26 protein-coding genes are annotated in these 23,982 nt (G+C 73.9%); 14 read left to right on the top strand and 12 right to left on the bottom strand.

The annotated features are described in order from the left end of the window. Positions 1 to 81: 81 nt before the first annotated feature. The gene (locus ACXJKA_RS06725; RefSeq protein ID WP_456824412.1) at positions 82 to 1,701 is read left to right on the top strand and encodes an MFS transporter; all 1,620 of its coding nucleotides are present in this window, start codon (positions 82 to 84) and stop codon (positions 1,699 to 1,701) included. On the opposite strand, the gene ACXJKA_RS06730 is transcribed toward ACXJKA_RS06725, so the two are convergent. After that, positions 1,698 to 2,819 carry a class I SAM-dependent methyltransferase gene (locus ACXJKA_RS06730; RefSeq protein WP_456824413.1) on the bottom strand — a complete coding sequence of 374 codons (1,122 nt, stop codon included), beginning with the start codon at positions 2,817 to 2,819 and terminating at the stop codon, positions 1,698 to 1,700. The genes ACXJKA_RS06725 and ACXJKA_RS06730 overlap by 4 nt on opposite strands. A gap of 105 nt (positions 2,820 to 2,924) precedes the next feature. Next, positions 2,925 to 3,677 carry an alpha/beta hydrolase family protein gene (locus tag ACXJKA_RS06735; RefSeq protein ID WP_456824619.1) on the bottom strand — a complete coding sequence of 251 codons (753 nt, stop codon included), beginning with the start codon at positions 3,675 to 3,677 and terminating at the stop codon, positions 2,925 to 2,927. Between the two features lie 66 nt (positions 3,678 to 3,743). Between ACXJKA_RS06735 and ACXJKA_RS06740 the strand changes: the two genes are divergently transcribed. After that, positions 3,744 to 4,316, top strand: a complete 573-nt coding sequence (locus ACXJKA_RS06740) for a DinB family protein (protein ID WP_456824414.1) — start codon at positions 3,744 to 3,746, stop codon at positions 4,314 to 4,316. Here the strand turns inward: ACXJKA_RS06740 and map are convergent. After that, positions 4,311 to 5,093, bottom strand: coding sequence for a type I methionyl aminopeptidase (map, locus tag ACXJKA_RS06745; protein WP_456824415.1), 783 nt, complete (start codon positions 5,091 to 5,093; stop codon positions 4,311 to 4,313). The genes ACXJKA_RS06740 and map overlap by 6 nt on opposite strands. Positions 5,094 to 5,156: 63 nt before the next feature. Between map and ACXJKA_RS06750 the strand changes: the two genes are divergently transcribed. Then, positions 5,157 to 5,450, top strand: coding sequence for a helix-turn-helix domain-containing protein (locus ACXJKA_RS06750; protein WP_456824416.1), 294 nt, complete (start codon positions 5,157 to 5,159; stop codon positions 5,448 to 5,450). Between the two features lie 41 nt (positions 5,451 to 5,491). Next, entirely contained in the window at positions 5,492 to 6,226 is a 735-nt protein-coding gene (locus tag ACXJKA_RS06755; RefSeq protein WP_456824417.1) for a VOC family protein, read from the top strand. A gap of 7 nt (positions 6,227 to 6,233) precedes the next feature. Here ACXJKA_RS06755 and ACXJKA_RS06760 read toward each other — a convergent pair whose 3' ends face one another. Continuing rightward, positions 6,234 to 6,899, bottom strand: a complete 666-nt coding sequence (locus ACXJKA_RS06760; protein WP_456824418.1) for a hypothetical protein — start codon at positions 6,897 to 6,899, stop codon at positions 6,234 to 6,236. 63 nt (positions 6,900 to 6,962) lie between these two features. Beyond that, positions 6,963 to 8,669 (bottom strand): IlvD/Edd family dehydratase, encoded by a 1,707-nt coding sequence (locus tag ACXJKA_RS06765; protein WP_456824419.1) that lies wholly within the window; start codon positions 8,667 to 8,669, stop codon positions 6,963 to 6,965. A 58-nt stretch (positions 8,670 to 8,727) separates the two neighbouring features. Here ACXJKA_RS06765 and ACXJKA_RS06770 point away from each other — a divergent pair, with 58 nt between their 5' ends. The 6 genes from ACXJKA_RS06770 to ACXJKA_RS06795 are packed head-to-tail and all read left to right on the top strand — an operon-like array spanning position 8,728 to position 13,966. Continuing rightward, positions 8,728 to 9,489 carry an IclR family transcriptional regulator gene (locus tag ACXJKA_RS06770; RefSeq protein WP_456824420.1) on the top strand — a complete coding sequence of 254 codons (762 nt, stop codon included), beginning with the start codon at positions 8,728 to 8,730 and terminating at the stop codon, positions 9,487 to 9,489. Continuing rightward, entirely contained in the window at positions 9,486 to 10,340 is an 855-nt protein-coding gene (locus ACXJKA_RS06775; protein ID WP_456824421.1) for an SMP-30/gluconolactonase/LRE family protein, read from the top strand. The genes ACXJKA_RS06770 and ACXJKA_RS06775 overlap by 4 nt, the downstream gene beginning before the upstream one ends. Before the next feature lie 13 nt (positions 10,341 to 10,353). Next, on the top strand, positions 10,354 to 11,211 hold the full coding sequence (locus ACXJKA_RS06780; RefSeq protein ID WP_456824422.1) for a fumarylacetoacetate hydrolase family protein: 858 nt from the start codon (positions 10,354 to 10,356) through the stop codon (positions 11,209 to 11,211). Next, a complete protein-coding gene (locus ACXJKA_RS06785; RefSeq protein WP_456824423.1) occupies positions 11,211 to 12,215 on the top strand; it encodes a zinc-dependent alcohol dehydrogenase in 1,005 nt (334 codons plus the stop codon). The genes ACXJKA_RS06780 and ACXJKA_RS06785 overlap by 1 nt, the downstream gene beginning before the upstream one ends. Positions 12,216 to 12,218: 3 nt before the next feature. Further along, positions 12,219 to 13,217, top strand: coding sequence for a zinc-dependent alcohol dehydrogenase (locus ACXJKA_RS06790; RefSeq protein WP_456824424.1), 999 nt, complete (start codon positions 12,219 to 12,221; stop codon positions 13,215 to 13,217). Further along, on the top strand, positions 13,214 to 13,966 hold the full coding sequence (locus ACXJKA_RS06795; RefSeq protein WP_456824425.1) for an SDR family NAD(P)-dependent oxidoreductase: 753 nt from the start codon (positions 13,214 to 13,216) through the stop codon (positions 13,964 to 13,966). The genes ACXJKA_RS06790 and ACXJKA_RS06795 overlap by 4 nt, the downstream gene beginning before the upstream one ends. Here the strand turns inward: ACXJKA_RS06795 and ACXJKA_RS06800 are convergent. Continuing rightward, positions 13,963 to 15,282: an NAD(P)/FAD-dependent oxidoreductase gene (locus tag ACXJKA_RS06800; protein ID WP_456824426.1), complete on the bottom strand. Its 1,320-nt coding sequence runs from the start codon at positions 15,280 to 15,282 to the stop codon at positions 13,963 to 13,965. The two genes, ACXJKA_RS06795 and ACXJKA_RS06800, sit on opposite strands and share 4 nt — an antisense overlap. A 229-nt stretch (positions 15,283 to 15,511) precedes the next feature. On the opposite strand from ACXJKA_RS06800, the gene ACXJKA_RS06805 reads away from it, so the two are divergent. Next, complete coding sequence (locus ACXJKA_RS06805; protein WP_456824427.1) at positions 15,512 to 17,527, top strand: GMC oxidoreductase; 2,016 nt, start codon at positions 15,512 to 15,514, stop codon at positions 17,525 to 17,527. Here the strand turns inward: ACXJKA_RS06805 and ACXJKA_RS06810 are convergent. The 6 genes from ACXJKA_RS06810 to ACXJKA_RS06835 are packed head-to-tail and all read right to left on the bottom strand — an operon-like array spanning position 17,524 to position 20,808. Then, on the bottom strand, positions 17,524 to 18,441 hold the full coding sequence (locus ACXJKA_RS06810; RefSeq protein WP_456824428.1) for a S1C family serine protease: 918 nt from the start codon (positions 18,439 to 18,441) through the stop codon (positions 17,524 to 17,526). The two genes, ACXJKA_RS06805 and ACXJKA_RS06810, sit on opposite strands and share 4 nt — an antisense overlap. 60 nt (positions 18,442 to 18,501) lie before the next feature. Next, a complete protein-coding gene (locus ACXJKA_RS06815) occupies positions 18,502 to 19,317 on the bottom strand; it encodes a class I SAM-dependent methyltransferase (RefSeq protein ID WP_456824429.1) in 816 nt (271 codons plus the stop codon). Positions 19,318 to 19,329: 12 nt separating this feature from the next. Continuing rightward, a complete protein-coding gene (locus ACXJKA_RS06820; RefSeq protein ID WP_456824430.1) occupies positions 19,330 to 19,722 on the bottom strand; it encodes a DUF7144 family membrane protein in 393 nt (130 codons plus the stop codon). 34 nt (positions 19,723 to 19,756) lie between these two features. After that, on the bottom strand, positions 19,757 to 19,918 hold the full coding sequence (locus tag ACXJKA_RS06825) for a hypothetical protein (RefSeq protein WP_456824431.1): 162 nt from the start codon (positions 19,916 to 19,918) through the stop codon (positions 19,757 to 19,759). 1 nt (position 19,919) lies between these two features. Beyond that, the gene (locus tag ACXJKA_RS06830; protein ID WP_456824432.1) at positions 19,920 to 20,372 is read right to left on the bottom strand and encodes a DUF6325 family protein; all 453 of its coding nucleotides are present in this window, start codon (positions 20,370 to 20,372) and stop codon (positions 19,920 to 19,922) included. Between the two features lie 28 nt (positions 20,373 to 20,400). Further along, a complete protein-coding gene (locus tag ACXJKA_RS06835; RefSeq protein ID WP_456824433.1) occupies positions 20,401 to 20,808 on the bottom strand; it encodes a PLDc N-terminal domain-containing protein in 408 nt (135 codons plus the stop codon). Between the two features lie 216 nt (positions 20,809 to 21,024). Here ACXJKA_RS06835 and ACXJKA_RS06840 point away from each other — a divergent pair, with 216 nt between their 5' ends. From ACXJKA_RS06840 to ACXJKA_RS06850, 3 genes are all read left to right on the top strand, one after another. Then, on the top strand, positions 21,025 to 23,316 hold the full coding sequence (locus ACXJKA_RS06840) for a LuxR C-terminal-related transcriptional regulator (RefSeq protein ID WP_456824434.1): 2,292 nt from the start codon (positions 21,025 to 21,027) through the stop codon (positions 23,314 to 23,316). A gap of 25 nt (positions 23,317 to 23,341) precedes the next feature. After that, on the top strand, positions 23,342 to 23,578 hold the full coding sequence (locus ACXJKA_RS06845; protein WP_456824435.1) for a hypothetical protein: 237 nt from the start codon (positions 23,342 to 23,344) through the stop codon (positions 23,576 to 23,578). An 87-nt stretch (positions 23,579 to 23,665) separates the two neighbouring features. Then, positions 23,666 to 23,932: an SHOCT domain-containing protein gene (locus ACXJKA_RS06850; protein WP_456824436.1), complete on the top strand. Its 267-nt coding sequence runs from the start codon at positions 23,666 to 23,668 to the stop codon at positions 23,930 to 23,932. Positions 23,933 to 23,982: the final 50 nt, after the last annotated feature.

Raw genomic sequence — 23,982 nt, forward strand, 5'->3', positions numbered from 1 at the left:
GACCTGCGACGACGTAGCGCGCGGCCGGCCGGGGTGGTACCCATGAACCTCCGGCACCCTGCCGGGCGGACGGGGAGCACCATGGCGCGCAGCACCGGCGGAGCGGCGGGGCTGGTCCTGTTCACCCTCGCGACGGCCCAGTTCCTCATGACGCTCGACAGCTCGGTGATGAACGTGTCCATCGCCCAGGTCGCCGAGGACGTCGGGACCACCGTCACGGGCATCCAGACGGCGATCACGCTGTACACGCTCGTGATGGCCACGATGATGATCACCGGGGGCAAGGTCGGGAGCCTGATCGGGCGGCGGCGGGCGTTCGCGATCGGCTGCGTGATCTACGCGTGCGGTTCGTTCGTCACGTCGATCGCCCAGAGTCTGACCGTCCTCATCGTGGGCTGGTCCGTGCTGGAGGGCCTCGGCGCGGCGCTGATCATGCCCGCGATCGTGGCGCTGGTGGCGTCGAACTTCGAGACGCCGCAGCGACCCCGGGCGTACGGCCTGGTGGCCTCGGCCGGCGCCATCGCGGTGGCCGCGGGACCGCTGATCGGCGGGTTCGTCACCACGAACTGGACCTGGCGCTACGTCTTCGCCGGCGAGGTCGTGCTCGTCATCGGGATCCTCGCGCTCACCCGCAAGATCGCCGACGCCGAGCCCGAGGAGCGGTTCCGCCTCGACGTGGTCGGCTCCGTGCTGTCCGCGCTGGGGCTGGGGCTGGCTGTCTACGGCGTGCTGCGGGCCGGCGAGTGGGGCTGGGTGCGCGCCCGACCGGGCGGTTCGTCGTGGTTCGGCCTGTCGCCGACCGTCTGGTTCGTCCTGGCCGGCGTGATCGTCCTGCGGCTGTTCGTCGCGTGGGAGCAGCGGGTGACTGCGGCCGGCCGCGAGCCGCTCCTGCGGCTCGACATGCTGCGCAACTCGCGGCTCGCGGGCGGCCTGACGATGTTCTTCTTCCAGTTCATGATCCAGGCGGGTCTCTTCTTCGTCATCCCGCTGTTCCTGTCCGTCGCGCTCGGCCTGTCGGCGTTGCAGACGGGCGTCCGGCTCCTGCCGCTCTCGGTGTCGCTGCTGATCGCCGCCGTCGGGATCCCGAGGTTCTTCCCCGGGGCCTCCCCGCGCGAGGTGGTGCGCTGGGGGGTGCTCGCGATGCTGCTCGGCATCGTCGTCCTCGTCGGCGCGCTCGAGGTCGGGGCGGGCGCCGAGATCGTGGCCGTCCCGCTGCTGCTCGCCGGCTTCGGGGTGGGTGCGCTGGCCTCCCAGCTGGGTGCGATCACGGTCTCGGCCGTGCCCGACGAGCAGTCCGGCGACGTGGGCGGGGTGCAGAACACGATGACGAACCTCGGCGCCTCCCTGGGCACGGCCGTGGCCGGGTCGATCCTCATCGCGACCCTGACCTCGACGCTGCTGGCCGGCCTCGGCGACAACCCGGCGATCAGTGCCGAGGTCACCGCGAACGCGCAGGTCGAGCTGGCCAGCGGGGTCCCGTTCGTCTCCGACGCCCAGCTGGAGACGGCGCTGGACGATGCCGGGCTGCCCGCGGACGAGGCGGCGGCGATCGTCGACGAGAACGAGTCGGCCCGGATCGACGCCCTGCGCGCGAGCCTCATGGTGCTCGCCCTGGTCGCGGCGCTGGCGCTCTTCTTCTCGCGGCTGCTGCCCACGCGGCCGGTGGGTGCCGCCGAGCCGGCCCCAGCGCGCTCCGTCTAGAGGTGCAGGCGGTAGAACCGGAAGTCGGGGTTCTCCACCGGGAGCACCTCGAGACGGGAGAACCCGGCCGCCTCGGCGTAGCCCGCGAGGACGCTGGGTCGCATCACCGCCCCTGTGCCCACGGCGCCGGGCGTGCTGAGCGCGTCCGGCAGGCAGCACAGGATCGAGTACCCGTAGAGCAGGCGCTCGGTCGGGTCCGCCGGTGCGGCGAACGACTCGGCCGTCCGCTCGTCCATGACCAGCACGTAGGCGTCGTCCCGCGCGATCGCGCGCATCGCGGAGAGGACGCCGACCGGGTCCGGCAGGTCGTGCACGCACTCGTAGGCCATCACCACGTCGAACGACCGCGCCCGGGACTCGCGCAGCCGGGCGGCGTCGGCGCGCGTGAACGTCACGCGGTCCTGCACGCCGTGCTCCGCCGCGTGCCGGCGGGCGGCGTCCACCGACGGCTCGTCGACGTCGAACCCCTCGAACGTCGCCGCCGGGAACGCGGTGGCGAGCCCGATGGACGACCACCCCTCGCCGCTGCCGATGTCCGCCACCCGGGCCGCTCCTCCCGCCAGGACCGCGTGGAGCTCGGGCAGCATCGGGACGATCTCCTGGGCGAGCTGGTGCAGGAACAGCGGCCGGTTGACCGCCGACTGGGCGGTCCGGGCATCGGGGCCGAGCTGTGCCCAGCTCACGCCGCCGCCCGTGCGGTACGCCTCGACGAAGTCGTCGAACCGGCGACCGATCGCGACGGCGAACCCCGCCAGCGGCGCCGAGAAGGCGAGGCTGTCGGGGTCGGTGAGGGCGTCGGCGGCTCCAGGAGCGAGGCGGAACAGGCGCTCGGTCGCGATCCGACCGGGATCGTCGACGAGCAGCCAGCCCCCGACCGCTTGCTGCTCCAGCCACTCGCGTGCGTACCGCTCCTGGGTGCCGGTGCGCCGGGCGAGCTCGACGGAGGTCAGGGGGCCGTCGTCGGCGAGCGCTCGGTACCAGCCGAGCGTCCGGCCGAGGTGGATCGCGAAGGCGTCCAGCGCGCCGAGCGTCGCCGCGACCACCCGCTGGGAGAAGACGTCCGCGTCGGCGTCGTGGGCAGGCGTCTCGAACAGGTCACTCGCACCGACGGTGCTCATGGGCTCCTCGCGGGGAGGTGCGCGGGTCGTCGTCGACCCGGCCGGGTGTGAGGCGTCCATGGTCGTCTGTCACGGCGGGTACTTCAAGGGGCCCACGCGACGTGCTCAGCGCAGGACGTCCCTCAGCGCGCGGACGATCACCGGCCACCCCGCCGACGAGGGGTCGATGAGCTCGAAGTGCCCCGTGGCGGGGAGCTCGACGAGCCGGACGCCGGTGCGCTCGCAGTAGCCGCGGGACACGCTGACCGGCACCGTGTCGTCGAGCTCGCCGTGCACGACGACGGTCGCCGCCGCGGGGGCGCCCAGCACCGCCGGGTCGGTCGCCGCGAAGCGGTCCGGGACGTCCGCCGCGYCCCCGCCCAGGAGCTCGGCGACKGCACCCCGGCTGAGCCCGAGGCGGTCGGCGGCCGCCAGGTCCGCGGCCGGCGCGAGGGCGACGACCCCGCGCACGCGGGCGGGGACCTCGACGCGTCCCGGTGTGCCCGCCGGGAGCCGGTCGCGCAGGGCGGCCCAGAGGGCGAGGTGCCCGCCGGCGGAGTGCCCGACGTAGGCGACCGCGTCCAGGTCGACCCGATCGGCCACCGCCTCCCCGACCGTGTCGATGGCCCGGGCGACGTCGGCGAAGGTGGTCGGCCAGCCCCCGCCGCCCCCGACGCGGCGGTACTCGACGTTCGCGACGGCGTAGCCCTCGGCGGTCAGCGCGTCAGCGACCACGCGGACGTGCAGCCGGTCGTAGGCGACGCGCCAGAAGCCGCCGTGCAGGAGGACGACCAGGGGTGGGGGTCTCGTCGCGGGCGTCGTCGGGAACGTCAGGTCGACGACCTGGTCGGGGTGCGGGCCGTAGCGGACGCTCTCCATCGGTGGCACGCAGGGAGAGTACCCAGGCGCATCCGCGCAGACCCCGGGTCACGGCATAGTGGCCGGATGGACGAGAAGGAGACCCTCCACCGTTACCTGCGCGCCCAGCGCGACAGCCTGCTCAGCAAGCTCGACGGGCTGGGGGAGTACGAGGTCCGTCGGCCGATGACTCCCACCGGGACCAACCTGCTCGGCCTGGTCAAGCACGTGGCCAGCGTCGAGCTCGGCTACTTCGGCGAGGTCTTCGGCCGACCCGCGGAGCGCGACCTGGCGTGGTTCGCCGAGGACGCCGAGGTCAACGCGGACATGTGGGCACCGGCAGAGCAGACCCGCGAGGAGATCGTCGAGCTGCACCGGTACTCGGCCGCGCACAGCGACGCGACGATCGAGGCGCTGCCGCTCGACGCGCCGGGCGACGTGCCGTGGTGGGGGGAGCGGCGGCACGTCACGCTGCACCAAATGCTCGTGCACATGGGCGTGGAGACGGCCCGGCACGCGGGCCACGCCGACATCGTGCGGGAGCTCGTCGACGGTGCCGTCGGCAGCCGCCGCGACGACCCGAACATCCCGACCATCGACTGGCCCGCCTACCGCGAGCGGCTGGAAGCGGCCGCCCGGGCCGCGGCGACCGGGTCATGAGGACGACGGCGTCGGCAGCGTCAGGATCTCGGCGCCGTCGTCGGTGATGGCGATCGTGTGCTCGCTGTGCGCGGTCCGGCAGCCCGTCGCGCTGCGCAGCGTCCACCCGTCGGCGTCGGTCACCAGCTCGGCGGTGTCCGCCATGACCCACGGCTCGAGGGCGAGCAGCAGCCCGGGGCGCAGCGTGTAACCGCGCCCGGCGCGCCCGGTGTTCGGCACGTGCGGGTCCTGGTGCATCGTCGACCCGATGCCGTGCCCCCCGAACTCGGTGTTGACGGGGTACCCCGCCGCGCTGAGCACCGAGCCGATGGCGTGCGAGATGTCGCCGATGCGTGCGCCGGGTCGTGCGGCGGCGATCCCCGCGCGCAGGGCGCGTTCGGTCGCGCCGATCATCGCGACGCTCTCCGGGGAGGTCGTTCGGCCGACGACGAAGCTGATCGCGGAGTCGGCGGCGACTCCGTCCAGCGAGACCGCGAGATCGAGCGTCAGCAGGTCTCCGTCGGCCAGTGCGTAGTCGTGCGGCAGCCCGTGGAGCACGGCGTCGTTGACGGCGGTGCAGACGTAGTGGCCGAACGGTCCGCGGCCGAAGGACGGCGCGTAGTCGACGTAGCAGGACTGCGCTCCCGCCTGCACGATCAGGTCGCGGGCCCACCGGTCGATGTCGAGGAGGTTCGTGCCGACGGCGCTGCGGCTCTTCAGCGTCTGCAGGATGTCGGCCACCAGCGCGCCGGTGATGCGGGCTCGGTCGAGCTCGGGCCGGCTCAGGATCTCGATCATGGAGTGCCTCTCTCGGGCCAATAACTATCCCGGCCATAGTATCCCGGGATTAGAATCGGCGGCATGGTCAGGTTGCCGCTCACTCCCGCCGAGGTCGAGCGCGGACAGCGCCTCGGCGCCCTGCTCCGCCGAGCCCGGGGGGACCGCTCGATGCTGATGACCGCGCTCGAGGCGCGCGTCTCGCCGGAGACGCTCCGCAAGATCGAGTCCGGTCGGGTCGCGACGCCGGCCTTCCCGACCGTCGCCGCGATCGCCGACGTGCTCGGCCTGTCCCTCGATGCGGTGTGGGCCGAGATCACCGAGCCGGCGGGTCGCGCGTCCGGCGATCTCGACGCGCGCGAGGCTGTGGCGTCCTAGCGACGATGTGCGGTTGTGGTCGCGCCATAGGGTCGGTTGCCATGGCACTGCGACTCGTCCAGGTGAACATCAAGGCGCAGGACGACGCGGCGCTCGGCCGGTTCTGGGCGGACGCGCTCGGCTGGGGCGTGTCCAGCGAGGGACCCGGAGTGACCAACGTCGAACCCGTCGGGTTTGCCTGGCCGGACCCGGCCGCCGTCTGCGTCGACGTCGTCATCGTCCCGGACCCCGAGACCGTGGACTACCGCGCCCACCTCGATCTCGCGACCACGTCCGCGGAGCACCAGGCGGAGTGGGTCGCGCGCCTCCTCGAGCTCGGCGCGACGCGCGTCGGCGCCGATGGGGACGTGCCGTGGACGGTCTTGGCCGACCCGGAGGGCAACGTCTTCCGCGTGCTCGAGCCCCGACCGATCTACCGGGACACCGGTCCCATCGCCGCCGTGGTGGTCGACTGCGCGGACCCGCGGGCCATGGCCCGGTTCTGGGGTGGGGCGACCGACTGGACGGTGCACGAGGTGACCGACGACCGGGCGAGGCTGCGCTCGTCGCAGGGTGTCGGGCCGTACCTGGAGCTCGTCCGCACACCCGTCGAGAAGACTGTGCGGACCCGGATCCACCTCGACCTGAGGCCGTACGCCGGCGACGACCAGGCGGCCGAGGTGGCCCGGTTGCGGGCCCTGGGGGCAACCGACGCCGACGTCGGCCAGGGGGACGTGCCGTGGGTGTGCCTCGCGGACACCGAGGGCAACGAGTTCTGCGTCCTGACCCCGGGCTGACGCCGCTCTACGCGGCTGCGGGTTCGACGCGGCTGCGCTCCGGCGTCACGAGGATGGCGATGCTGATCACGAGCACCCAGAGCGGGAAGACGAGCTGCGTCCACTTGTACGTGCCGGCGGCGAGCAGCAGCACGAGGGCGACCGCGTAGCCCGAGAACGCGACGACGCGGTGGACGGTGGCGGTGCGCAGCGCGACGGTGCTCACCGAGAGCGTGAACACGGCCGCCATCCGCATCGCGTAGACCGACACGAGCGTCTCCGTGGTCCCCTGACCGAACGCCCAGATCCCGGCGTCGAGGTCGTCGCCCGGGACCATCCGGACCAGCGTGCCCGCGGTCACTGCGCCCTCGAACAGCATGGCGAGGAAGAGCAGGCCGCTGCCCAGGAAGACTGTCGAGAACAGGCGGTCCTCGACGTCGCCCAGCTGGTCGCGCACGACGCCGATGAACCAGAGGAACGCGATGCCCGCGAACGGCACGAGGTTGAGGGCGATGCGGACGAGCGCCCGCCGGGTGTGGTTGATGTCCACGTCCTCGAGGTCCCCGCCCGCCACGGCGAGCCGGAGCATCACCAGCGCCGAGATGAGCAGGACCCCGAACACGATCCCCGCGACCGCGGCGGAGCGTCGGCTGCGCCAGCGGCGCGCGGTGATGGCGGGTGCAGGTGTGGTCACGGGCACATCCTGACAGGGCGTGCGGGCGGAACCGGCGCGGCCCGCGGGGAGGCATCGTGCGGGTCAGTGGGAGTCGCGGGAGACCCGGTCGCCGCTGCCGCCGACGAGGAAGTCGAGGTCCGCGCCCGTCTCGGCACCCTGCACCGTCTCGACGTAGAGCCTCTCCCAGCCGCGGGTCGGCCGGGCGAGCGCCTCGACCAGGGCGGCGGCGGGCTCGCGGGACTCGAGGTCGGCGTCGACCGAGAGGTTGCGGCCGGCGACGTCGAGCGTGATCAGGTCGCCCGTGCGCACGCGGGCCAGCGGTCCGCCCGCCGCGGCTTCCGGGGCCACGTGCAGCACCACCGTGCCGTAGGCCGTCCCGCTCATCCGCCCGTCGCACACCCGGACCATGTCGCGTATCCCCTGCCGGAGGAGCTTCGTCGGCAGCGGCAGGTTCGCCACCTCCGGCATCCCGGGGTAGCCGCGCGGCCCGCACCCCCGCAGCACGAGCACGCTGTCGGCGTCGACGTCGAGCCCCGGGTCGTCGATGCGGGCGTGCAGGTCCTCCACCGAGTCGAAGACGATCGCGCGGCCGCTGTGCTGGAGCAGGTGCGGCGACGCGGCGGAGGGCTTGATGATCGCGCCGGCGGGCGCGAGGTTGCCGTGCAGCACAGCGATCCCGGCGTGCGGCTGCAGCGGTTCGGCGCGCACGCGGATGACGTCGGGGTCCCAGATCTGGGCGCCCTCCAGCGACTCGACGAACGGCTTGCCCGTGACGTCGACCGCCGACGGGTCGAGCAGGTCGACCACCTCGCGCAGCACCGCCGCCAGGCCGCCGGCCCGGTAGAGGTCCTCCATCAGGTATGTCCCCGACGGCTGCAGGTTCACCAGCAGCGGCACGTCGGCGCCGATCCGGTCGAAGTCCTGCAGGGTCAGGGGCACGCCGAGCCGGCCGGCGATCGCGAGCAGGTGCACGACCGCGTTGGTGGACCCGCCGAGCGCGGCCAGCGCGACGATCGCGTTGCGGAACGAGCCGGCCGACAGGACCCGGCTGGGACGGCGGTCGGCGGCGACCATCTCGACGACCAGCCGCCCGGTCTCGTGCGCGCGGGCGAGCAGGCGGCTGTCGGGGGCCGGGATGCCCGCGGTGCCGGGGAGCACGGTGCCGAGCGCCTCCGCCAGCAGCCCCATCGTCGACGCCGTCCCCATGGTGTTGCAGTGCCCCCGGCTGCGGATCATCGACGACTCCGAGTCGAGGAACGCGGCCTCGCTCAGCGTGCCGGCGCGCACCTCCTCGCTGAGCCGCCAGACGTCCGTTCCGCACCCCAGCGGAGTGCCACGGAACGTCCCGGTGAGCATCGGTCCGCCGGGGACGACGACCGCGGGCAGGTCGACCGACGCGGCCGCCATGAGCAGCGACGGGATGGTCTTGTCGCAGCCGCCGAGCAGGACGACGCCGTCGATCGGGTTGGCCCGCAGCATCTCCTCGGTGGCCATCGCGGCCATGTTCCGCCAGAGCATGGCCGTCGGCCGGACCTGGGTCTCGCCCAGCGACACCACCGGCAGGTCCAGCGGGACGCCGCCCGCCTCCCAGATGCCCCGCTGCACGTGCTCGGACACCTCGGACAGGTGCCGGTTGCAGGGCGCCAGGTCGGACGCCGTGTTCGCGATCGCGATGTGCGGGCGGCCGCTGAACGCCGAGTCCGGCAGCCCACGCCGCATCCAGGCGCGGTGGATGTAGGCGTTGCGGTCGTGACCCTCGTACCACTGTGCGCTGCGGAGCTCCGGCATCGATCTTCCATCTATCGGAACGCTGGATGGCTATGTGGAACATGGGTACGGTACCCCCATGGCGGACGACGGCGCACGCACCCTCGTGGGGTCGGATCGCGTGCTCGGCATCCTGGCCGAGCTGGCCCGCCACCCGGACGGCATCGCGCTCGAGGACATGGCGCGCGCCGCCGCGAGCCCCAAGCCCACCGTGCACCGCGCGCTGGCCTCCCTCTGCCGGTTCGGGTTCGCGTCGCGGGACGGCCGCGGCCGCTACGTGCTGGGCGACGAGTTCCTGCGGCTCGCGTTCGCGCACCACGAGGCCCGGCCCGACCACCTGCGCATCACCCCGGTGCTCACCGAGCTGGCCGAGCGCTACGGCGAGACGGCGCACTACGCGGTCCTCGACGGCGACGACGTCGTCTACCGCTCCAAGGTCGACCCGCCGTCCGGCGCTGTGCGGCTCACCTCGACCGTCGGCGGGCGCAACCCCGCGCACTGCACGGGCGTCGGCAAGCTGCTGCTGTCGTGGGCCCTGCCCGACGACGACGCCGTCGCGCGGTGGGTGGGGGACCGCACCCTCGAGCGGCGCACCGCCCACACCCTGACCTCCGCCGACGCGCTCGCGGCGGAGCTGCGGACCATCCGGGCGCAGGGCTACGCCGTCGACGACCAGGAGAACGAGCCGGGCATCGTCTGCGTCGCCGTGCCGGCCTTCCTCACGTCCCCGACGCGGCCGAGCGGGGCGGTCAGCGTCTCGGCGCCGCAGTACCGCACGCCGCTCGCCGACCTCGTCGCTGCCCTGCCGGCCATCCGCGCGACGCTGGAGGCGGACCGGTGAGCCCGACCCGGTGGACGGCCGCCGTCGCGTCGAACGCCATCTACGGCCTCGGCGAGGGGCCCCTGTGGGACGCGCCGCGGGCGCGGGTGCTCTGGGTCGACGTCGACAGGGGCACCGTGCACGAGGGCCGGCTCGAGGGCGACCGCGTGGTCCCCGTGCGCAGCACGCACGTCGACGGCACCGTGGGCGCGGTGGTCTGCTCCGCCGACGGGGAGCTGCTGGTCGCCGGCGCGCAGCGGACCTTTCCCGGCGGCCGCGTGACCGACGGCCCTCGCCGGCTCAACGACGGCGCGTGCGACCCCGCGGGCAGGTTCCTGGTGGGCACCCTCGCGCTCGACGGCGTCAACGGCGGCCAGCGGCTGGTCCGCCTCGAGCCCGACGGGTCCACCACCGTGCTCGACGACGACCTCGGCCTGTCCAACGGGCTCGCCTGGAGCGTCGACGGCGGTCTGTTCTACTCCGCCGACACCGCCAGCCACGTGGTCCACGTCCGCACCTACGACGCGGCGACCGGTGCCGTGGGCGCCCGACAGGACTGGCTCCGGTTCGACGACGAGTCGCCCGACGGGCTGTGCGTCGACGCCGAGGACCACCTCTGGATCGCGATGTGGGGTGCGGGTCAGGTCCGCCGGTACACGCCGTCCGGCGAGCTCGTCGGGATCGTCGACGTGCCCGCGCCGCACACCGCGAGCGTCGCGTTCGTCGGCGACCGCCTGGACCGTCTGCTCGTCACCACGGCCACCGCGCAGCTGGCGTCGGCCGACCTCGCCGCGTTCCCCGACTCCGGTCGGTTGTTCCTCGCCCACGTCGGCGTCGCCGGGCACCCGGTGACGCCCTGGTCCGGCCCCTGACCTGGAGACCCTCATGCACCTCATGCGCCTCGGACCGCCCGGAGCCGAGCAGCCCGCCGTCCGCGTGGGCGACAACACCTACGTCGACGTGTCGGACGTCGTGCAGGACGTCGACGGTGCCCTCCTGGCGGGCGGCCTCGACGCGTTGCGCGACGTGGTCGCCGAGCGGGTCGCCGCCGGCCGGGTGGAGCAGCTGCAGGGGTTGCGGGTCGGCGCGCCGATCGCCCGGCCCCACCAGATCCTGTGCATCGGGCTGAACTACCGCGACCACGCCGCCGAGACGGGCCAGGCGGTCCCCGACGAGCCGATCCTGTTCACCAAGTCACCGAACACCCTGGTCGGGCCGCACGACGACCTCCGGCAGCCCCGCGGTTCGACGAAGCTGGACTGGGAGGTGGAGCTCGGCGTCGTGATCGGTCGGCGGGCGAGCTACCTGGAGGACCACGACGCGGCGCGCGACGCGATCGCCGGGTACGTGGTCTGCAACGACGTGAGCGAGCGGGCGTTCCAGATCGAGCGCGGCGGGCAGTGGTCGAAGGGCAAGTCGGCCGAGACCTTCAACCCGGCGGGGCCCTGGCTGGCGACGCCCGACGAGATCGACGACGTGCTCGACCTGCGGATGTGGCTCGACGTCAACGGTGTGCGGCGGCAGGACGGCAGCACGTCGACGATGGTGTTCGATCCGTTCGAGATCGTCCGGTACCTCAGCCAGTTCATGGTGCTGGAGCCCGGCGACCTCATCAATACCGGCACCCCGCCTGGCGTCGGTATGGGCCTGAGGCCGCCGGTCTACCTGCAGCCCGGCGACGTGGTCGAGCTGGGCATCGACGGTCTGGGCGCCCAGCGCCAGGTCGTGGTGGCTCCGCGCTGATGCGGGCGTTCGTGCTCACCGGTCCCCGGGCGGGGGAGGTCCAGGACGTCGTCCCGCCGGACGTCCGCGCCGGCCAGGTGGTGGTCGACGTCGAACGGGTGGGTGTCTGCGGCACGGACGTCGAGTTCTTCACGGGCGAGATGCAGTACCTGGCTACCGGGCTCGCCGAGTACCCCCTGCGGCTCGGGCACGAGTGGTGCGGGACCGTGTCCGCGGTCGGCGACGGCGTCGACGCCGCCTGGCTCGGGCGACGGGTCACGGGCGACACGATGCTCGGCTGCGGACGCTGCGCGCGATGCCGGAGCGGGCGCCAGCACGTCTGCGCGGACCGCTTCGAGATCGGCATCAGCGGGGGATGGCCCGGCGCGCTCGCCGAGCAGCTGCCCGTGCCGGTGACGGCGTTGCAGCGGTTGCCCGACACCGTCGACGCGACGCTCGGCGCGCTCGTCGAGCCGGGCGGGAACGCGCTGCGGGCGGTCCGCGGCGCGGCGCTCGAGCCCGGCGAGCGGCTGCTCGTGCTCGGACCCGGCGCCATCGGCCTGCTCGCGGCGCAGATCGCCACGGCACAGGGCGTCGAGGTGCACCTCATGGGTCGCAGCGCGACGTCGACCGCCTTCGCGCGGTCGATCGGCTTCGAGCGCGTGTGGACCCGCAAGACCCTGCCGGACCTGCCGTGGGACGCCGTGATCGACGCGACGAACGGCCCGGCGGTGCCGGCCCTGGCGGCGGAGCTCGTCGAGCCCGGTCGCCGCGTGGTCTACATCGGGCTGTCGACCGAGCCGAGCCTGGTCGACACCCGCCTGCTCGCGCTCAAGGACGTCACCGCCGTCGGCGTGCTCAGCGCGTCGGGCGGCCTCGCGGGCATCGTCGACCTCTACGCCTCCGGCGCGGTCGACCCCCGCCCGCTCGTCGCCGCGACCCTGGGGCTCGACGACGTCGCCGACGTCCTCGGCGGCCGCAGCTGGGGCGCCGCACCGAAGACCCACGTCGACCCGAGGAGCTGAACCATGCGCGCACTCGTCTTCCGCGGACCCTGGGACATGGCGGTCGAGGACCGGCCCGAGCCGACGCCGGGACCCACCGACACGCTGGTGGAGATCCTGGCCACCGGTATCTGCGGCTCCGACCTGCACGGGTACACCGGCGACACCGGCCGGCGGCATCCGGGTCAGGTGATGGGCCACGAGACGGTGGCGCGCGTGGTGGTGGACCGCACGGGCACGCACGCCCCCGGACGCGTGGTCACGGTGAACCCGGTGCTCGGGTGCGGGCACTGCGCCGCGTGCGCCGCCGGCCAGGCGCAGCGCTGCCTCCAGCGGCGGGTGATCGGCGTCCAGCCCGAGCTCAGCGCGGCGTTCGCCGAGCGGATGGTCGCGCCCACGCGCAACGTCGTCCCGCTGCCCGAGGGCACCCCGCCCGACCTCGGCGCGCTCGTTGAGCCGCTCGCCGTCGGTTTCCACGCGGTCCAGCGGGGCGGTCTCGTGGAGGGCGACGAGCTCCTGGTGATCGGCGGCGGGCCGATCGGCCAGGCCGTCGCGCTCGCGGCCCGTCGGCTCGGCGCCGCGGACGTGGTCGTGGCGGAGCTCGACGCGCACCGGCGGGACCTGCTCGCGCGCCTCGGCTTCGCCGCGGTGCACCCGGACGGCCTCGGCTCGCGGCGCCCGACGCTCGTCGTGGACGCCGTCGGGTCCAGCCGCACGCTGGCCACGGCGCTCGAGGTGTCGGCACCGGGCGCGCGCATCGTCCTGGTGGGCATGGCGGCGCCGACCGTGGACCTCGCCGCGTACGCCGTCAGCACCGGCGAGCGCTCGATCATCGGCACGTTCTCCTACGACGACGGCGCCTTCGTCGAGACCGCCGCCTGGGTGGGCGACCACGCCGCCGCGCTGGGACCGCTCGTCGAGGCGCACGTCGACCTCGACCAGGCGCCCGACACCTTCCGCGCCCTGGCCCGGGGCGAGCTCACCGCCAGCAAGGTGCTGGTCCACCCCCAGGAGACGACATGACCGACTTCGCCGGACTGACCGCGATCGTGACCGGCGGGGAGAGCGGCATCGGCGCCGCCACCGTCGCGCTCCTGCAGGCGCGCGGCGCACGGGTGGCCAGCCTCGACCCGACCGCGGGCGAGCACTCCGCAAGCGATCTCGGTGTCGTCTGCGACATCGCCGACCGCGCGGCCGTGGACGACGCCGTCGCGCGCGTGGTCGAGGCGTTCGGCGGTCTCGACGTGCTGGTGAACAACGCGGGGATCGGCGCGGTCGGGGACGTCGCGGCCAACGACGACGCCGAGTGGACGCGCGTGCTCGACGTCAACGTCGTCGGCACCGCCCGGGTGTCCCGCGCGGCGCTGCCGCACCTGCGGGCGTCGAGCAGCGCGGCGATCGTGCACACCTGCTCGATGGTCGCCGCCGCCGGCTACCCGCAGCGCGCCCTGTACTCGGCCAGCAAGGGCGCGATCGCCGCGCTCACGCTGGCGATGGCCGCCGACCACGTGCACGAGGGGATCCGCGTCAACGCGGTGCTCCCGAGCACTACCCAGACCCCCTGGGTCGAGCGGCTCCTGGCGGCCGCGGACGACCCGCAGGCGGCGGCCGCCGCGCTGCGCGCCCGCCAGCCGATCGGGCGCCTGGTGTCCGCCGACGAGGTCGCGCACGCCATCGCGTACCTGGCCAGCCCGCTTGCCGGGTCCACCACGGGCACGCTGCTGGGCGTCGACGGGGGAGCGGTCGGGCTCAGGGTGCAGCCCCGCACCTAGTCGGGAACGCCGCCGCGGACGAACGCGTCGCGGGGGTGCTGGACGTTCGCGAGCGACACGATGTCGCGCCCGAAGACGCCCATCGCCAGCCACCCGGCCAGCACCCGGACCTTGCGCTCCCACGTGGGCACGGCCAGCACGTGGTAGCCGCGGTGCATGAGCCAGGCGGGGAGGCCCTTCACGACGATGCGGCGGTACTGGAAGATCCCCTGACCGATCCCGAGCGTMGCGACGACCCCGAGGCTCTCGTGCACGTAGTCCGTCGTCTCCTGCCCGCGCAGGACAGCCGCGATGTTCATGGCGAGGTGCCGGCCCTGGCGGACGGCGTGCTGCGCGTTCGGCACGGTGCGCCGGCCCGGCAGGTCCGCGGCTAGGTCCGGGACGGCGGCGTCGTCGCCCGCCGCCCACGCGTCGGCCACGGGCGCGCCCCGCGGGCCGACCCGCAGGTCCGCCCCGACCACCAGGTACCCGCGCTCGTCGACCGGGAGGTCCGTGTGCTGGGCGACCACCGGGTTGGCGGCGTTGCCGGCGGCCCAGACGATCAGCTCGGAGTCGAGCTCCTCGCCCGTCGAGAGCACCACGTGCCCGTCCACGGCCGACACCAGCTGCGTGTTCAGGTGCACGTGCGCGCCGCGGGACTCGAGGTTGCGGACCACCCACCTCCCCGGACCGTCGGTCACCTCGGGCAGGATCCGGCCCGCGGCCTCGACCAGGTGGAACCTGAGGTCCGTGGGCCTCAGCTCCGGGTAGGAGCGCAGCAGCCCGGTGGCCAGGGACAACAGCTCGCCGAAGCCCTCGACGCCCGAGAACCCACCGCCCACGAACGTCACGGTGAGGAGCCGCCGACGCTCCGGGCCCGGGGGCAGCCCCGACGCGCGGTCGAACGCGGTGAGCAGGCTGTCGCGGATGGCGACCGCCTCCTCGACGTGCTTCATGCCGATCGCGTTCTCGGCGACGCCCGGGATGGGGAACGTGCGCGTGACGGCGCCGGCGGTGACGACGACGAGGTCGTACGCAAGCTCGAGGTCGTCACCGTCGGTCGGGCGCACCACGACCGTCTTGCGCGCGTGCTCGACCCTGGTGACCTGCCCGGTGAGGATCCGCGTGCGCTTGAGGTGCCGGCGCAGCGAGACTGCCGCGTGGCGCGCCTCGATCGAGCCGGCCATCACCTCGGGCAGGAACGGCTGGTAGGTCATGTACGGGCGCGGGTCGATCACGGTGATCTGCGCCTCGTCGCGACGCAGCTTCTTCTCCAGGTTCCACGCCGCGTAGAACCCGGAGTAGCCACCGCCGACGACCACGATCCTCTTCGTCACGCTCATACCCTCTCGACCGTGCCGGACCCGGGACCGTGACACCTCAGGCCGCCGGCGCGAACTGTCGCAGCTTGCTCGGGCTGACCACGATGACCACGTGGCCGAGGCCGCGGTCCGAGGCGTCCAGGGCGACGAGCGCCTGTGGTGGTGTCACTGGCCACCGTCACAACATAGAGGCGTCGGTCACCGCGTTCGACCGAGCCGCCCCCGCAGGCGCGACACTGGCGTCGTGCGCATCGACTGGACGCAGGTCGCCGCCTTCGTCGACCGCCTGGTGCCGGAGGACGACTTCCCGTCGGCGTCGCAGGCCGGCGTGGTCGACGCGCTTCGGGCCGGCGCCGACGGCGAACCGTGGACGACGCTGCTGGCGCCCGGCTTCGCGCACCTGGCCGACGAGTCCGTCGAGGACCTCCTGGCGGGCCGCACGGCGGCGTCGTGGCCGGTCGACGCCGCGGCCTTCGCGCGGACGATGATCCAGCTGGTCGCAGAGCAGTACTACGGCGCTCGCGACGCCCCGGGGTGGGCCATGGTCGGCTACGACCCCCGCCCGCGGCGCGACCCCGGTCCGCTCGGTCCGCCGCCGCTCCCGACCCGGCGTCTGTCGGACGCGGCCGACCGCTACGACGTCGTCGTGGTCGGCGCCGGGGCCGGCGGGGGAGTCGCGGCCGCGGTGCTCACCCGCGCGGGACTGCGGGTGCTGCTGCTGGAACGCGGCGAGCTGCTCACGTACGACCAGGTGGGCAACGACCACCTGCGGAACTTCCGGGTCAGCCGGTACGGCCACAACACGCCGCCCTACCTCGAGGACGGCGGCCCGCGGGTGGTCGTCGACCCCGACGGCACCGAGCGCGTCGAGCCGCCGTGGGGACCGGGCTACGGCGCGCTGCCGCACACGGTGGGCGGCGGCACGCGCGTCTACCAGGGCATGGCGTGGCGGCTGACCCCGCAGGACTTCCGGCTCGCGAGCACCCACGGCGTGCCCGAGGGCAGCTCTCTCGCCGACTGGCCCCTCGACTACGCCGAGCTCGAGCCCTTCTACACGCGGGTCGAGCAGGAGCTCGGGGTGTCGGGCGACGGCGCCGCGCACCGCAACCAGGGCGCGCGGTCCGCCGAGTACCCGATGCCGCCGCTGCCGGACAACACCGAGGCCCGACTCCTGCGCCGCGGCGCCGAGCTGCTCGGGCTGTCCACGGGCCCGGTCCCGCTGCTCATCAACTCGGTTCCGCGGGGCGGCCGGGGGCGCTGCGTGCAGTGCGGCCAGTGCGTGGGGTTCGCCTGCCCGAGCGACGCGAAGAACGGTCCGTACAACACGGTCCTGCCCGCCGCCGTCGCCGCCGGGTGCGTCCTGGTGACCGGCGCGCGTGTGCTCGAGGTGCGCACGGGCCCCACCGGGTCGGTCACGGGTGTCCTGGTGGTCGACGAGGCGACGGGCGGCCGCCGCGCGATCGAGGCGGGCCATGTCGTGCTCGCCTGCTCCGCGATCGAGACGGCGCGGCTCCTGCTGGCCAGCCGGTCGGCGGCCCACCCCGACGGCCTCGGCAACCACAGCGACCAGGTGGGGCGCCACCTGCAGGGCCACCCGTACGTCGGCGGCTTCGGGCTGTTCGACGAGCCGGTCATCGACGGGCCGGGTCCGAACGTGCGGATCGCGACCTGCGACTACGTCAACGGGCTCCCCGGCACGATCGGCGCCGGCGTGCTGGCCAACGAGGTCATCAAGCTGCCGATCGCCCACTGGCTCGCCGCGCTCCCGCCCGACGCGCCGCGGTGGGGCCTGTCCGGCAAGCACGCGATGCGCGACCTGTACCGGCGCACCAGCCACGTGGTCGGACCCGTGCAGGAGATCCCGATGCCCGACCTGCGCGTCACGCTCGACCCCCGGCTGGTCGACCGGCACGGGATGCCCGTCGCCCGCCTCTCCGGGCGTCAGCACCCGGTGACGCTCACCACCGCGCTCCGGCAGGAGGCGGCCGCGCTCGAGTGGCTCGACGCCTCCGGTGCCACGCGCGTCTGGCCGGCAGGTCCGGCGCCCACCGGGGTCACCGCGGGCCAGCACCAGGCGGGGACCTGCCGCATGGGCGACGACCCCGCGACCTCGGTCACCGACCCCCACGGCCGGGTGCACGGCCACGACAACCTCTGGGTCATGGACGGGTCGGTGCACGTGACGAACGGCGGGTTCAACCCCGTGCTGACCATCCTCGCCCTGGCGTACCGGAGCGCGGAGCACCTCGCAGCCGGTTAGGTGACCAGCTCCCGCGGGAACACGAGCACGTCGACCAGGGCGCCGTTGCGCCAGACCGTGACCTCGATCCGGCGGTCGATGGCGTCCTCGACCATGAGCTTCTGCACGGCGGTGGAGGTGACCACCCGGCTGCCGTCCAGCTCGACCACGATGTCGCCGCGGTGCAGGTCGGCCTGGGCGGCCGGGCTGCCGGGCTGGACGCCGGCGATCTGCAGCCCGGTGGGGGAGCCGATCCGCTCGGCGAGCTGGGGCGGGAGGGGCACCTGCGCGCCGATGATGCCCAGCCACGCCCGGCGCACCCGGCCGCGGGTCATGAGCGTCGTGATGATCTCCCGCGTCGTGGCGTTGATCGGCACCGCCAGGCCCACGCCGATCCCGGCGAGGGCGGTGTTCACGCCGACCATCCGACCGGCGCTGTCCGCCAGCACGCCGCCGCTGTTGCCGGGGTTCAGCGCGGCGTCGGTCTGCACGACCTCGTCGACCACGCGGCCCGAGGCCGTCGGGAGCGACCGGCCGAGAGCCGACACGATGCCGGCCGTCACGCTCCCGGCCAGGCCCAGCGGGTTGCCCAGCGCGATGACCAGCTGGCCCACGCGCAGCCCGGCGGCGTCGCCGAGCTCGACGGGCGCGGGCACGTCGCCCCGTGCCAGCAGCACGGCCAGGTCCGAGAGCGGGTCGCGCCCGACGACGTCCGCCGGCAGCGTCGTKCCGTCGCTGAACGCCGCCTCGGCCAGGGTCGCGCCGGCCACCACGTGCGCGCTGGTGAGCAGGTACCCGTCGGTGGTGATGACGCTCGCGCTGCCGGCGCCCGTGCCGCGCGCGGTGCGCACGGTCAGGCTCGCGACGCTGGGCAGCACGGCCTCCGCGACGGCGACGACCGTGCGCGAGTACGCGTCCAGGGGCTCAGACTCCACGGCGGGTACAGCGAGCGCGGCGGGGCGGATATGCCCCAGGTTCGCCGCCGGCGCAATCGGTCAGGGCCGCCGGGCGAGGGTGTGCCGCACGTCCTGTCCGAGGACGATGCGGCCGGAGGCGTCGCGCAGGCCCGCCAGCGCGTCGAGCACGTCGGAGCGCACCGTGTCGCGGCCGCCCGGCGGGACGGCCTCCCACATCGCGCGCTGACCGTGCGACCACGAGAACTCGAGGAAGTGCTCGGGGTCGCGAAAGGTGGCCTCGACCGTGCGGTGCACCGTCCGGACGTCGACCAGGCCGGCGCCGTCGCACAGGTCCGTCATGCCGCCGTCCGACGAGAACGGCCCGCGCCGGCCGCTCGTGCGGGCGTCGAGCATCGCGGGCGGCAGGTAGGGGTCGAACAGCGCGTCGACGGCCCGCCAGCCCTCGTCCTGCTCCCCGAACGTCGTCACGCCGAGCCGGCCACCGGGCCGCAGGAGCCCTGTCCACGCGTGCAGGGCGTCCGCGGGGTCGGGCAGGAAGAAGAGCACCAGGCAGGACGCCACGACGTCGAAGGACGACGGGGGGAGGTCCGGCGCGCGCGCGTCGTCGACCCGGACCTCGACCTGCGGGAGGTCCGCCAGGTCGCGCGCGGTGAGCTCGACCATCGCGGGAGCCAGGTCGATGCCGAGCGCGTACCCGGCAGGACCCGCCGCCCGCGCCAACGGTGCCAGCGCGGCGCCGCGACCGCAGCCGACATCGAGCACCCGCTCGCCGGAAGCGACCGCGAGCTCGTCGACCAGACCGGCGGCGATCGGCCCGAACCACGGCACGCCCACGTCGTCGTATGTCGCGGCGGCGCGGTCGAAGACCCCGGCGATGCCGTCCGGTGATCCCATGAGGCGGTGCGCTCAGGCGGCGACGTCGCGACCGTGGACCGTCAGGGCCCAGATCACGAAGACGTCGAGCGCGATGACCACGAGGGCCCAGACCGGGTAGTACGGCAGCCAGGTGAAGTTGACGATCGCGCTGAACGCGGCGAGCAGCACGCCGACGGTGCGAGCCCAGATCGCGCCACGGAAGACGAAGAAGCCGGCGAACGCGACGAGGATGCCGACCAGCAGATGGATCCAGCCCCAGGTGGTGACGTCGAACTGGAACGTCCACTCCGGCCCGACCACGAAGAACGTGTCGTTGACCAGGGCGACCACGCCCTGGATCGCGTGCAGGATCCCGATCAGGACCATCAGGGTCCCGGCGAAGACGCTCAGGCCGACGGCCAGGTCGCTGCGGTTCTCGCTCATGCGCCTCCCTCTCGGTGGTGGCGGGTCGGGCCCACTAGATGCGGCGTCGGCGCCCGGGGGTCACGGCCGCCGCGACGACGGCGGTCTTGGCGACCGGAGCGGGGCCGGGCGTGATCGCCTTGGCGACGACGGCGGTCTTGGCGACGGGGTGGCCGATGACGCCGACCCTCCCGATGCGGGCTGGGCGGAGCGGCATGTCAGACCTCCTCGAGTGCGGCGTCGGCTTCGATCGACGCGATGATCGCCTGGATGGGGATGCGGCCGTCGGCGATGAGCTGGCCTCCGGCGCGACGGGCGGCGGACGCGAAGCCCGCGGCCCACAGGTTCTCCCAGATCAGGACGCCGGCGACCGTGCCGGGGTCCATCGCGGCGGCGAGGTTCTCCACGTCGTCGGCCGCGAGGAGCTCGGCCAGCTCGGCCTCGATCTTCTGCAGCTCGCCCAGCTGGGGGATGTCGGACAGCTCGATCGCCTCCACCGACCCGTCCTCGTTCTTGGTCAGCACCAGCACGTCGATCACGCGGATGGTCCCGGCGTCGACGAGCTTGATCAGCTCGTCGACCATCTCCCCGGTGAAGCTGCTCTCGCCGGCCGGGAACTCCACGACGACGTAGTCGACGGGCCCCAGCTTGTCCAGCGATGTCTCGGTCATCAGATCGTCCTCGCTTCTCGGTAGGTGGTCAGGATCCGAGCGCCGCGGCCTTGAGCTTCGCGAACTCGGCCTGGTCGATGGCACCGGAGTCGAGCAGGGCCTTGGCCTGGGCGATCTGGTCGGCCGGCGAGGACGACGGCGACGACGCGGTCGCGGTGCGGATCCGGTCGTCGAACGCGGACTGGGCCGCCTGCATCTGCTTGGCCTGGCGTTCGCCCATGCCCTTACCCCGGACGATGAGGTAGAGCAGGATGCCCAGGAACGGCAGCAGGATCAGCAGCACGACCCACAGGGCCTTCGCGCCGCCACCGGTGTCGGGATCGCGGAACAGGTCGCCGAAGATGGCGATCAGCAGCCAGAACCAGATGATGAAGAGGAAGAACTCCAGCATCCAGAGCAGCACGTCACCGCTTCCGAACGTCGCGGACAGGTCCATGGCGGGCTCCTTCGTGGTGGAGACGAGCACCCGTCGCGTGCGCGGGCGGTCGCGAGACCCGTGTCGGGGGCTCGGTGCGATCGTCCGACGGCCGGTCGGGGTGCGTGATCACCCCTCGCCACGTTCACCCGGGTGACCGGGACCCGGATGACCGATGTGCCCGGTCCGACACCTTCGCGGACTAGGGTTCAACTCAAGCGGCCCTGGGGAGAGTTCGTGGTGCACGACATCGGCTCGGAGCAGGCAGACATGTCACGGCGGACGCTGGGTCTCGGCGTGGTCCGGGCGAAGCTCGCCCCGCCCCGACCGCCGCGCGGCTCTGTGCCGCGACCCGCGCTCCTGGAGACGCTGCGCGAGGGGCGCGGTCACCCGCTGACCCTGGTCTCGGCGCCCGCGGGGTACGGGAAGACCACCCTGCTGGCCGAGTGGGTCCGGGCCGATCCGTCGGAGCGGTTCGCCTGGGTGACGCTCGACGCGGGCGACGGCGAGCCGGAGCGGTTCTGGACGCACGTCGTCGCCGCGCTGGCGATGGCCGAGGCGGGCGTCGGCGAGGCGACCCTGGCCGCGATGCGCGCCCGGCCGGCGCAGATCGTCGACGTCGCGCTCCCGCGGCTGTACGACGAGCTGGCCGACGGTGCCGACGACGTCGTCCTCGTCCTGGACGACTACCACCGCGCCGAGACCCCGGCGATCAGTGCGCAGCTCGCGGAGTTCATGCGGTACCGGCCGGCACGCGTCCAGCTCGTCGTCGCGACGCGCTCGGACCCGGCCCTGGGGATCGCCCGGTTGCGGGCCTCGGGTGACCTCGTCGAGGTCCGCGCGGACGGGCTCCGGTTCGACGACGCCGAGGTGACCCGCTTCTTCGACGGGATCGGGGTCGCCGGCCTGACGTCCGACCAGGAGCGACGGTTGACGGAGCGGACCGGCGGGTGGCCGGCCCCGCTGCGCCTCGCCTCGCTGCTCATGCCGGCGGTCGGCCGCTCGGCGTTCATCGACCAGTTCTCGGGCGCCAGCCGGCACGTCGTCGACTACCTCTCGCGGGACGTCCTCGAGCTCGTCGAGCCCTCCACGCGCGAGTTCCTGCTCCAGGTCTCGGTCCTCGGCAGGCTCAACGGCCCGCTGTGCGACGTGGTGGCCGGCACGACGGGGTCGGGCGCGCTGCTCGCCGACCTCGAGCGGGCGAACCTGTTCATCTCGGTGGACAGCGCGGGGGAGTGGTACCACGCCCATCAGCTGTTCAGCGAGGCGCTCCGCGTCGAGCTCACGCGGACCCGGCCCGACCTGGTCCCCGTGCTGCACGGGCGCGCCGCCGCGTGGCTCGAGGCCGCCGGTGACCTCGAGGCGGCGACGGAGCACGCGATCGCCGCGCGCGACGTCGCGGTCGCCTCTCGCCTGGTCGCCGGCCAGGTGCAGCCGATGTCCGCCGGCGGGCGCCGCGCGAACCTCGACCGCTGGCTCGCGGCGCTGTCCTGGCCCGAGGCGCGCCGCGACCCTGGGCTCGCCTTCGCGCGCGCCCTCACCGCGAGCCTGGACAACCGCCTCGACGAGGCGACGGAGTGGCTCGACGTGGCGCGCACCGGCCCCCTCGACGCGCTGGACTCCGGTGGTCTGACGCTGGGCTTCCGGGTCGACTTCCTCGACAGCGCCATCGGTGTGGACGACGTGCCGCGGGCCCAGGCGGCGGCGCAGCGCGCGATCGCCGGGGCGCCCAACCGCAGCTGGCACGGCATCGCGCTCGCGTGCCTGGGCCAGGCGCAGTACCTGCTCGGCGATGCCGCGGCGAGCGAGACGCTCCAGCGCGGGGTGGGCGAGATCTCCGACGCCAACCCGATCATGCTGGCCTTCGCCGTCGGCAACCTGGGCCTGGCGGAGTCGGCGACCGAAGCAGCGAGCCACGCGGACCCGCTGCTCGACCGCGTGACCGAGGTGCTCCGCGTGGCCGGAGCCGACCGCTCGCTCCCGGGCGCGATCGTGCTGCTGGCTCGGGGCGAGCGCGCGCGACGCCTCGGGGACCCGCAGGGCGCGCTGGCCGAGTACCGGTCGGCGATCGACGTCCTGGAGGACATGCCACGGAGCACCTGGCTGGCCAACGCCTTCCTGCTGCTGGCTGCAGGGCAGCGCCACGTGGGCCAGGGCGCCGCGGCGCTGGCGTCCGTCGACCGGGCGCAGGAGATCCTCGACCGGCTGCCCGGGCCCGGCGCGCTCGTCGTGCGCGCGGCAGCCCTCCGCGACCAGCTGGCAGCCCCGACCCGCCACGCCACCGAGTTCGGGGAGGAGCTGTCCGAGCGGGAGGTCGTCGTGCTGCGCCTTGCCGCCGACGGTCTGCAGCAGCGGGAGATCGCCGACCAGCTGTTCATCTCGTACAACACGGTGAAGTCCCATCTGAAGGCCGCGTACCGCAAGCTCGGGGTCGCGTCACGGGAGGCCGCGATCGCGAGGCTGCGCGCGATGGACGACGAGGTCGACCCGACCACCCGGGTGAGCAGCCCCGTGGGTGGTCCCTCCTGAGGGTGCGGTCGCGCACGATGCGCAGATGGTCCTCTGCACGATCGTCGTCGCCGGAGAGCTCGACGCGCGCTTCGGCGACGCCTTCGAGGGGATGACGCTCACGGCAGGCGAGGGCCGGACGGAGCTGATCGGCAGCCTGACCGACCAGGCGCACGTCCAGGGCGTCCTGCACCAGCTCTTCGACCTGGGGCTCGAGGTGCTGTCGTTCTCGACGAGCCCGCCACCTCCGACCGCTCACCCGGGTGAGCGCGCGTACGGGTGAGCAACCCGGCCGACGCCGGGCAGAGCATGGCCTGAGGTAGACCGTGGCGGGGCCACCGGGCCCAGCCCCAGCAGAAGGAGCAACGAGATGCCGCGCATGTTGAGACGGGCCGCAGTCCTGGGGGCCACGGCCCACGTCGCGTCGAAGCGTGGCGAGGCTCGAGGTGCGGCGGAGGCGGAGCAGCAGGCCGCGGCGGCACCGGTCGCGGAGGCGCCGCCGGTGGTCCAGGCGCCTCCCGCGGCACCGCCGGAGGACAAGTACGAGGAGCTCACCAAGCTCAAGGGCCTCCTCGACGCCGGCGTCCTGACGCAGGAGGAGTTCGACGCCGAGAAGCAGAAGGTGCTCAACGCCTGAGCGACCCGTCCGATCCGTCACCACCCACCACAGACCCCACCCAGGAGATC

This window comes from Cellulomonas sp. P5_E12 (assembly GCF_054049315.1).

Excerpts from the sequence above, each read along its gene's own strand:
- ACXJKA_RS06780 (WP_456824422.1), top strand. The coding sequence starts at position 10,354 with ATGCACCTCATGCGCCTCGGACCGCCCGGAGCCGAGCAGCCCGCCGTC.
- ACXJKA_RS06850 (WP_456824436.1), top strand. The coding sequence starts at position 23,666 with ATGCCGCGCATGTTGAGACGGGCCGCAGTCCTGGGGGCCACGGCCCAC.
- ACXJKA_RS06820 (WP_456824430.1), bottom strand. The coding sequence starts at position 19,722 with ATGAGCGAGAACCGCAGCGACCTGGCCGTCGGCCTGAGCGTCTTCGCC.
- ACXJKA_RS06785 (WP_456824423.1), top strand. The coding sequence starts at position 11,211 with ATGCGGGCGTTCGTGCTCACCGGTCCCCGGGCGGGGGAGGTCCAGGAC.
- map (WP_456824415.1), bottom strand. The coding sequence starts at position 5,093 with ATGATCGAGATCCTGAGCCGGCCCGAGCTCGACCGAGCCCGCATCACC.
- ACXJKA_RS06765 (WP_456824419.1), bottom strand. The coding sequence starts at position 8,669 with ATGCCGGAGCTCCGCAGCGCACAGTGGTACGAGGGTCACGACCGCAAC.
- ACXJKA_RS06825 (WP_456824431.1), bottom strand. The coding sequence starts at position 19,918 with ATGCCGCTCCGCCCAGCCCGCATCGGGAGGGTCGGCGTCATCGGCCAC.
- ACXJKA_RS06795 (WP_456824425.1), top strand. The coding sequence starts at position 13,214 with ATGACCGACTTCGCCGGACTGACCGCGATCGTGACCGGCGGGGAGAGC.
- ACXJKA_RS06725 (WP_456824412.1), top strand. The coding sequence starts at position 82 with ATGGCGCGCAGCACCGGCGGAGCGGCGGGGCTGGTCCTGTTCACCCTC.
- ACXJKA_RS06835 (WP_456824433.1), bottom strand. The coding sequence starts at position 20,808 with ATGGACCTGTCCGCGACGTTCGGAAGCGGTGACGTGCTGCTCTGGATG.
- ACXJKA_RS06830 (WP_456824432.1), bottom strand. The coding sequence starts at position 20,372 with ATGACCGAGACATCGCTGGACAAGCTGGGGCCCGTCGACTACGTCGTC.
- ACXJKA_RS06730 (WP_456824413.1), bottom strand. The coding sequence starts at position 2,819 with ATGAGCACCGTCGGTGCGAGTGACCTGTTCGAGACGCCTGCCCACGAC.
- ACXJKA_RS06740 (WP_456824414.1), top strand. The coding sequence starts at position 3,744 with ATGGACGAGAAGGAGACCCTCCACCGTTACCTGCGCGCCCAGCGCGAC.
- ACXJKA_RS06750 (WP_456824416.1), top strand. The coding sequence starts at position 5,157 with ATGGTCAGGTTGCCGCTCACTCCCGCCGAGGTCGAGCGCGGACAGCGC.
- ACXJKA_RS06815 (WP_456824429.1), bottom strand. The coding sequence starts at position 19,317 with ATGGGATCACCGGACGGCATCGCCGGGGTCTTCGACCGCGCCGCCGCG.
- ACXJKA_RS06755 (WP_456824417.1), top strand. The coding sequence starts at position 5,492 with ATGGCACTGCGACTCGTCCAGGTGAACATCAAGGCGCAGGACGACGCG.
- ACXJKA_RS06790 (WP_456824424.1), top strand. The coding sequence starts at position 12,219 with ATGCGCGCACTCGTCTTCCGCGGACCCTGGGACATGGCGGTCGAGGAC.
- ACXJKA_RS06770 (WP_456824420.1), top strand. The coding sequence starts at position 8,728 with ATGGCGGACGACGGCGCACGCACCCTCGTGGGGTCGGATCGCGTGCTC.
- ACXJKA_RS06845 (WP_456824435.1), top strand. The coding sequence starts at position 23,342 with ATGGTCCTCTGCACGATCGTCGTCGCCGGAGAGCTCGACGCGCGCTTC.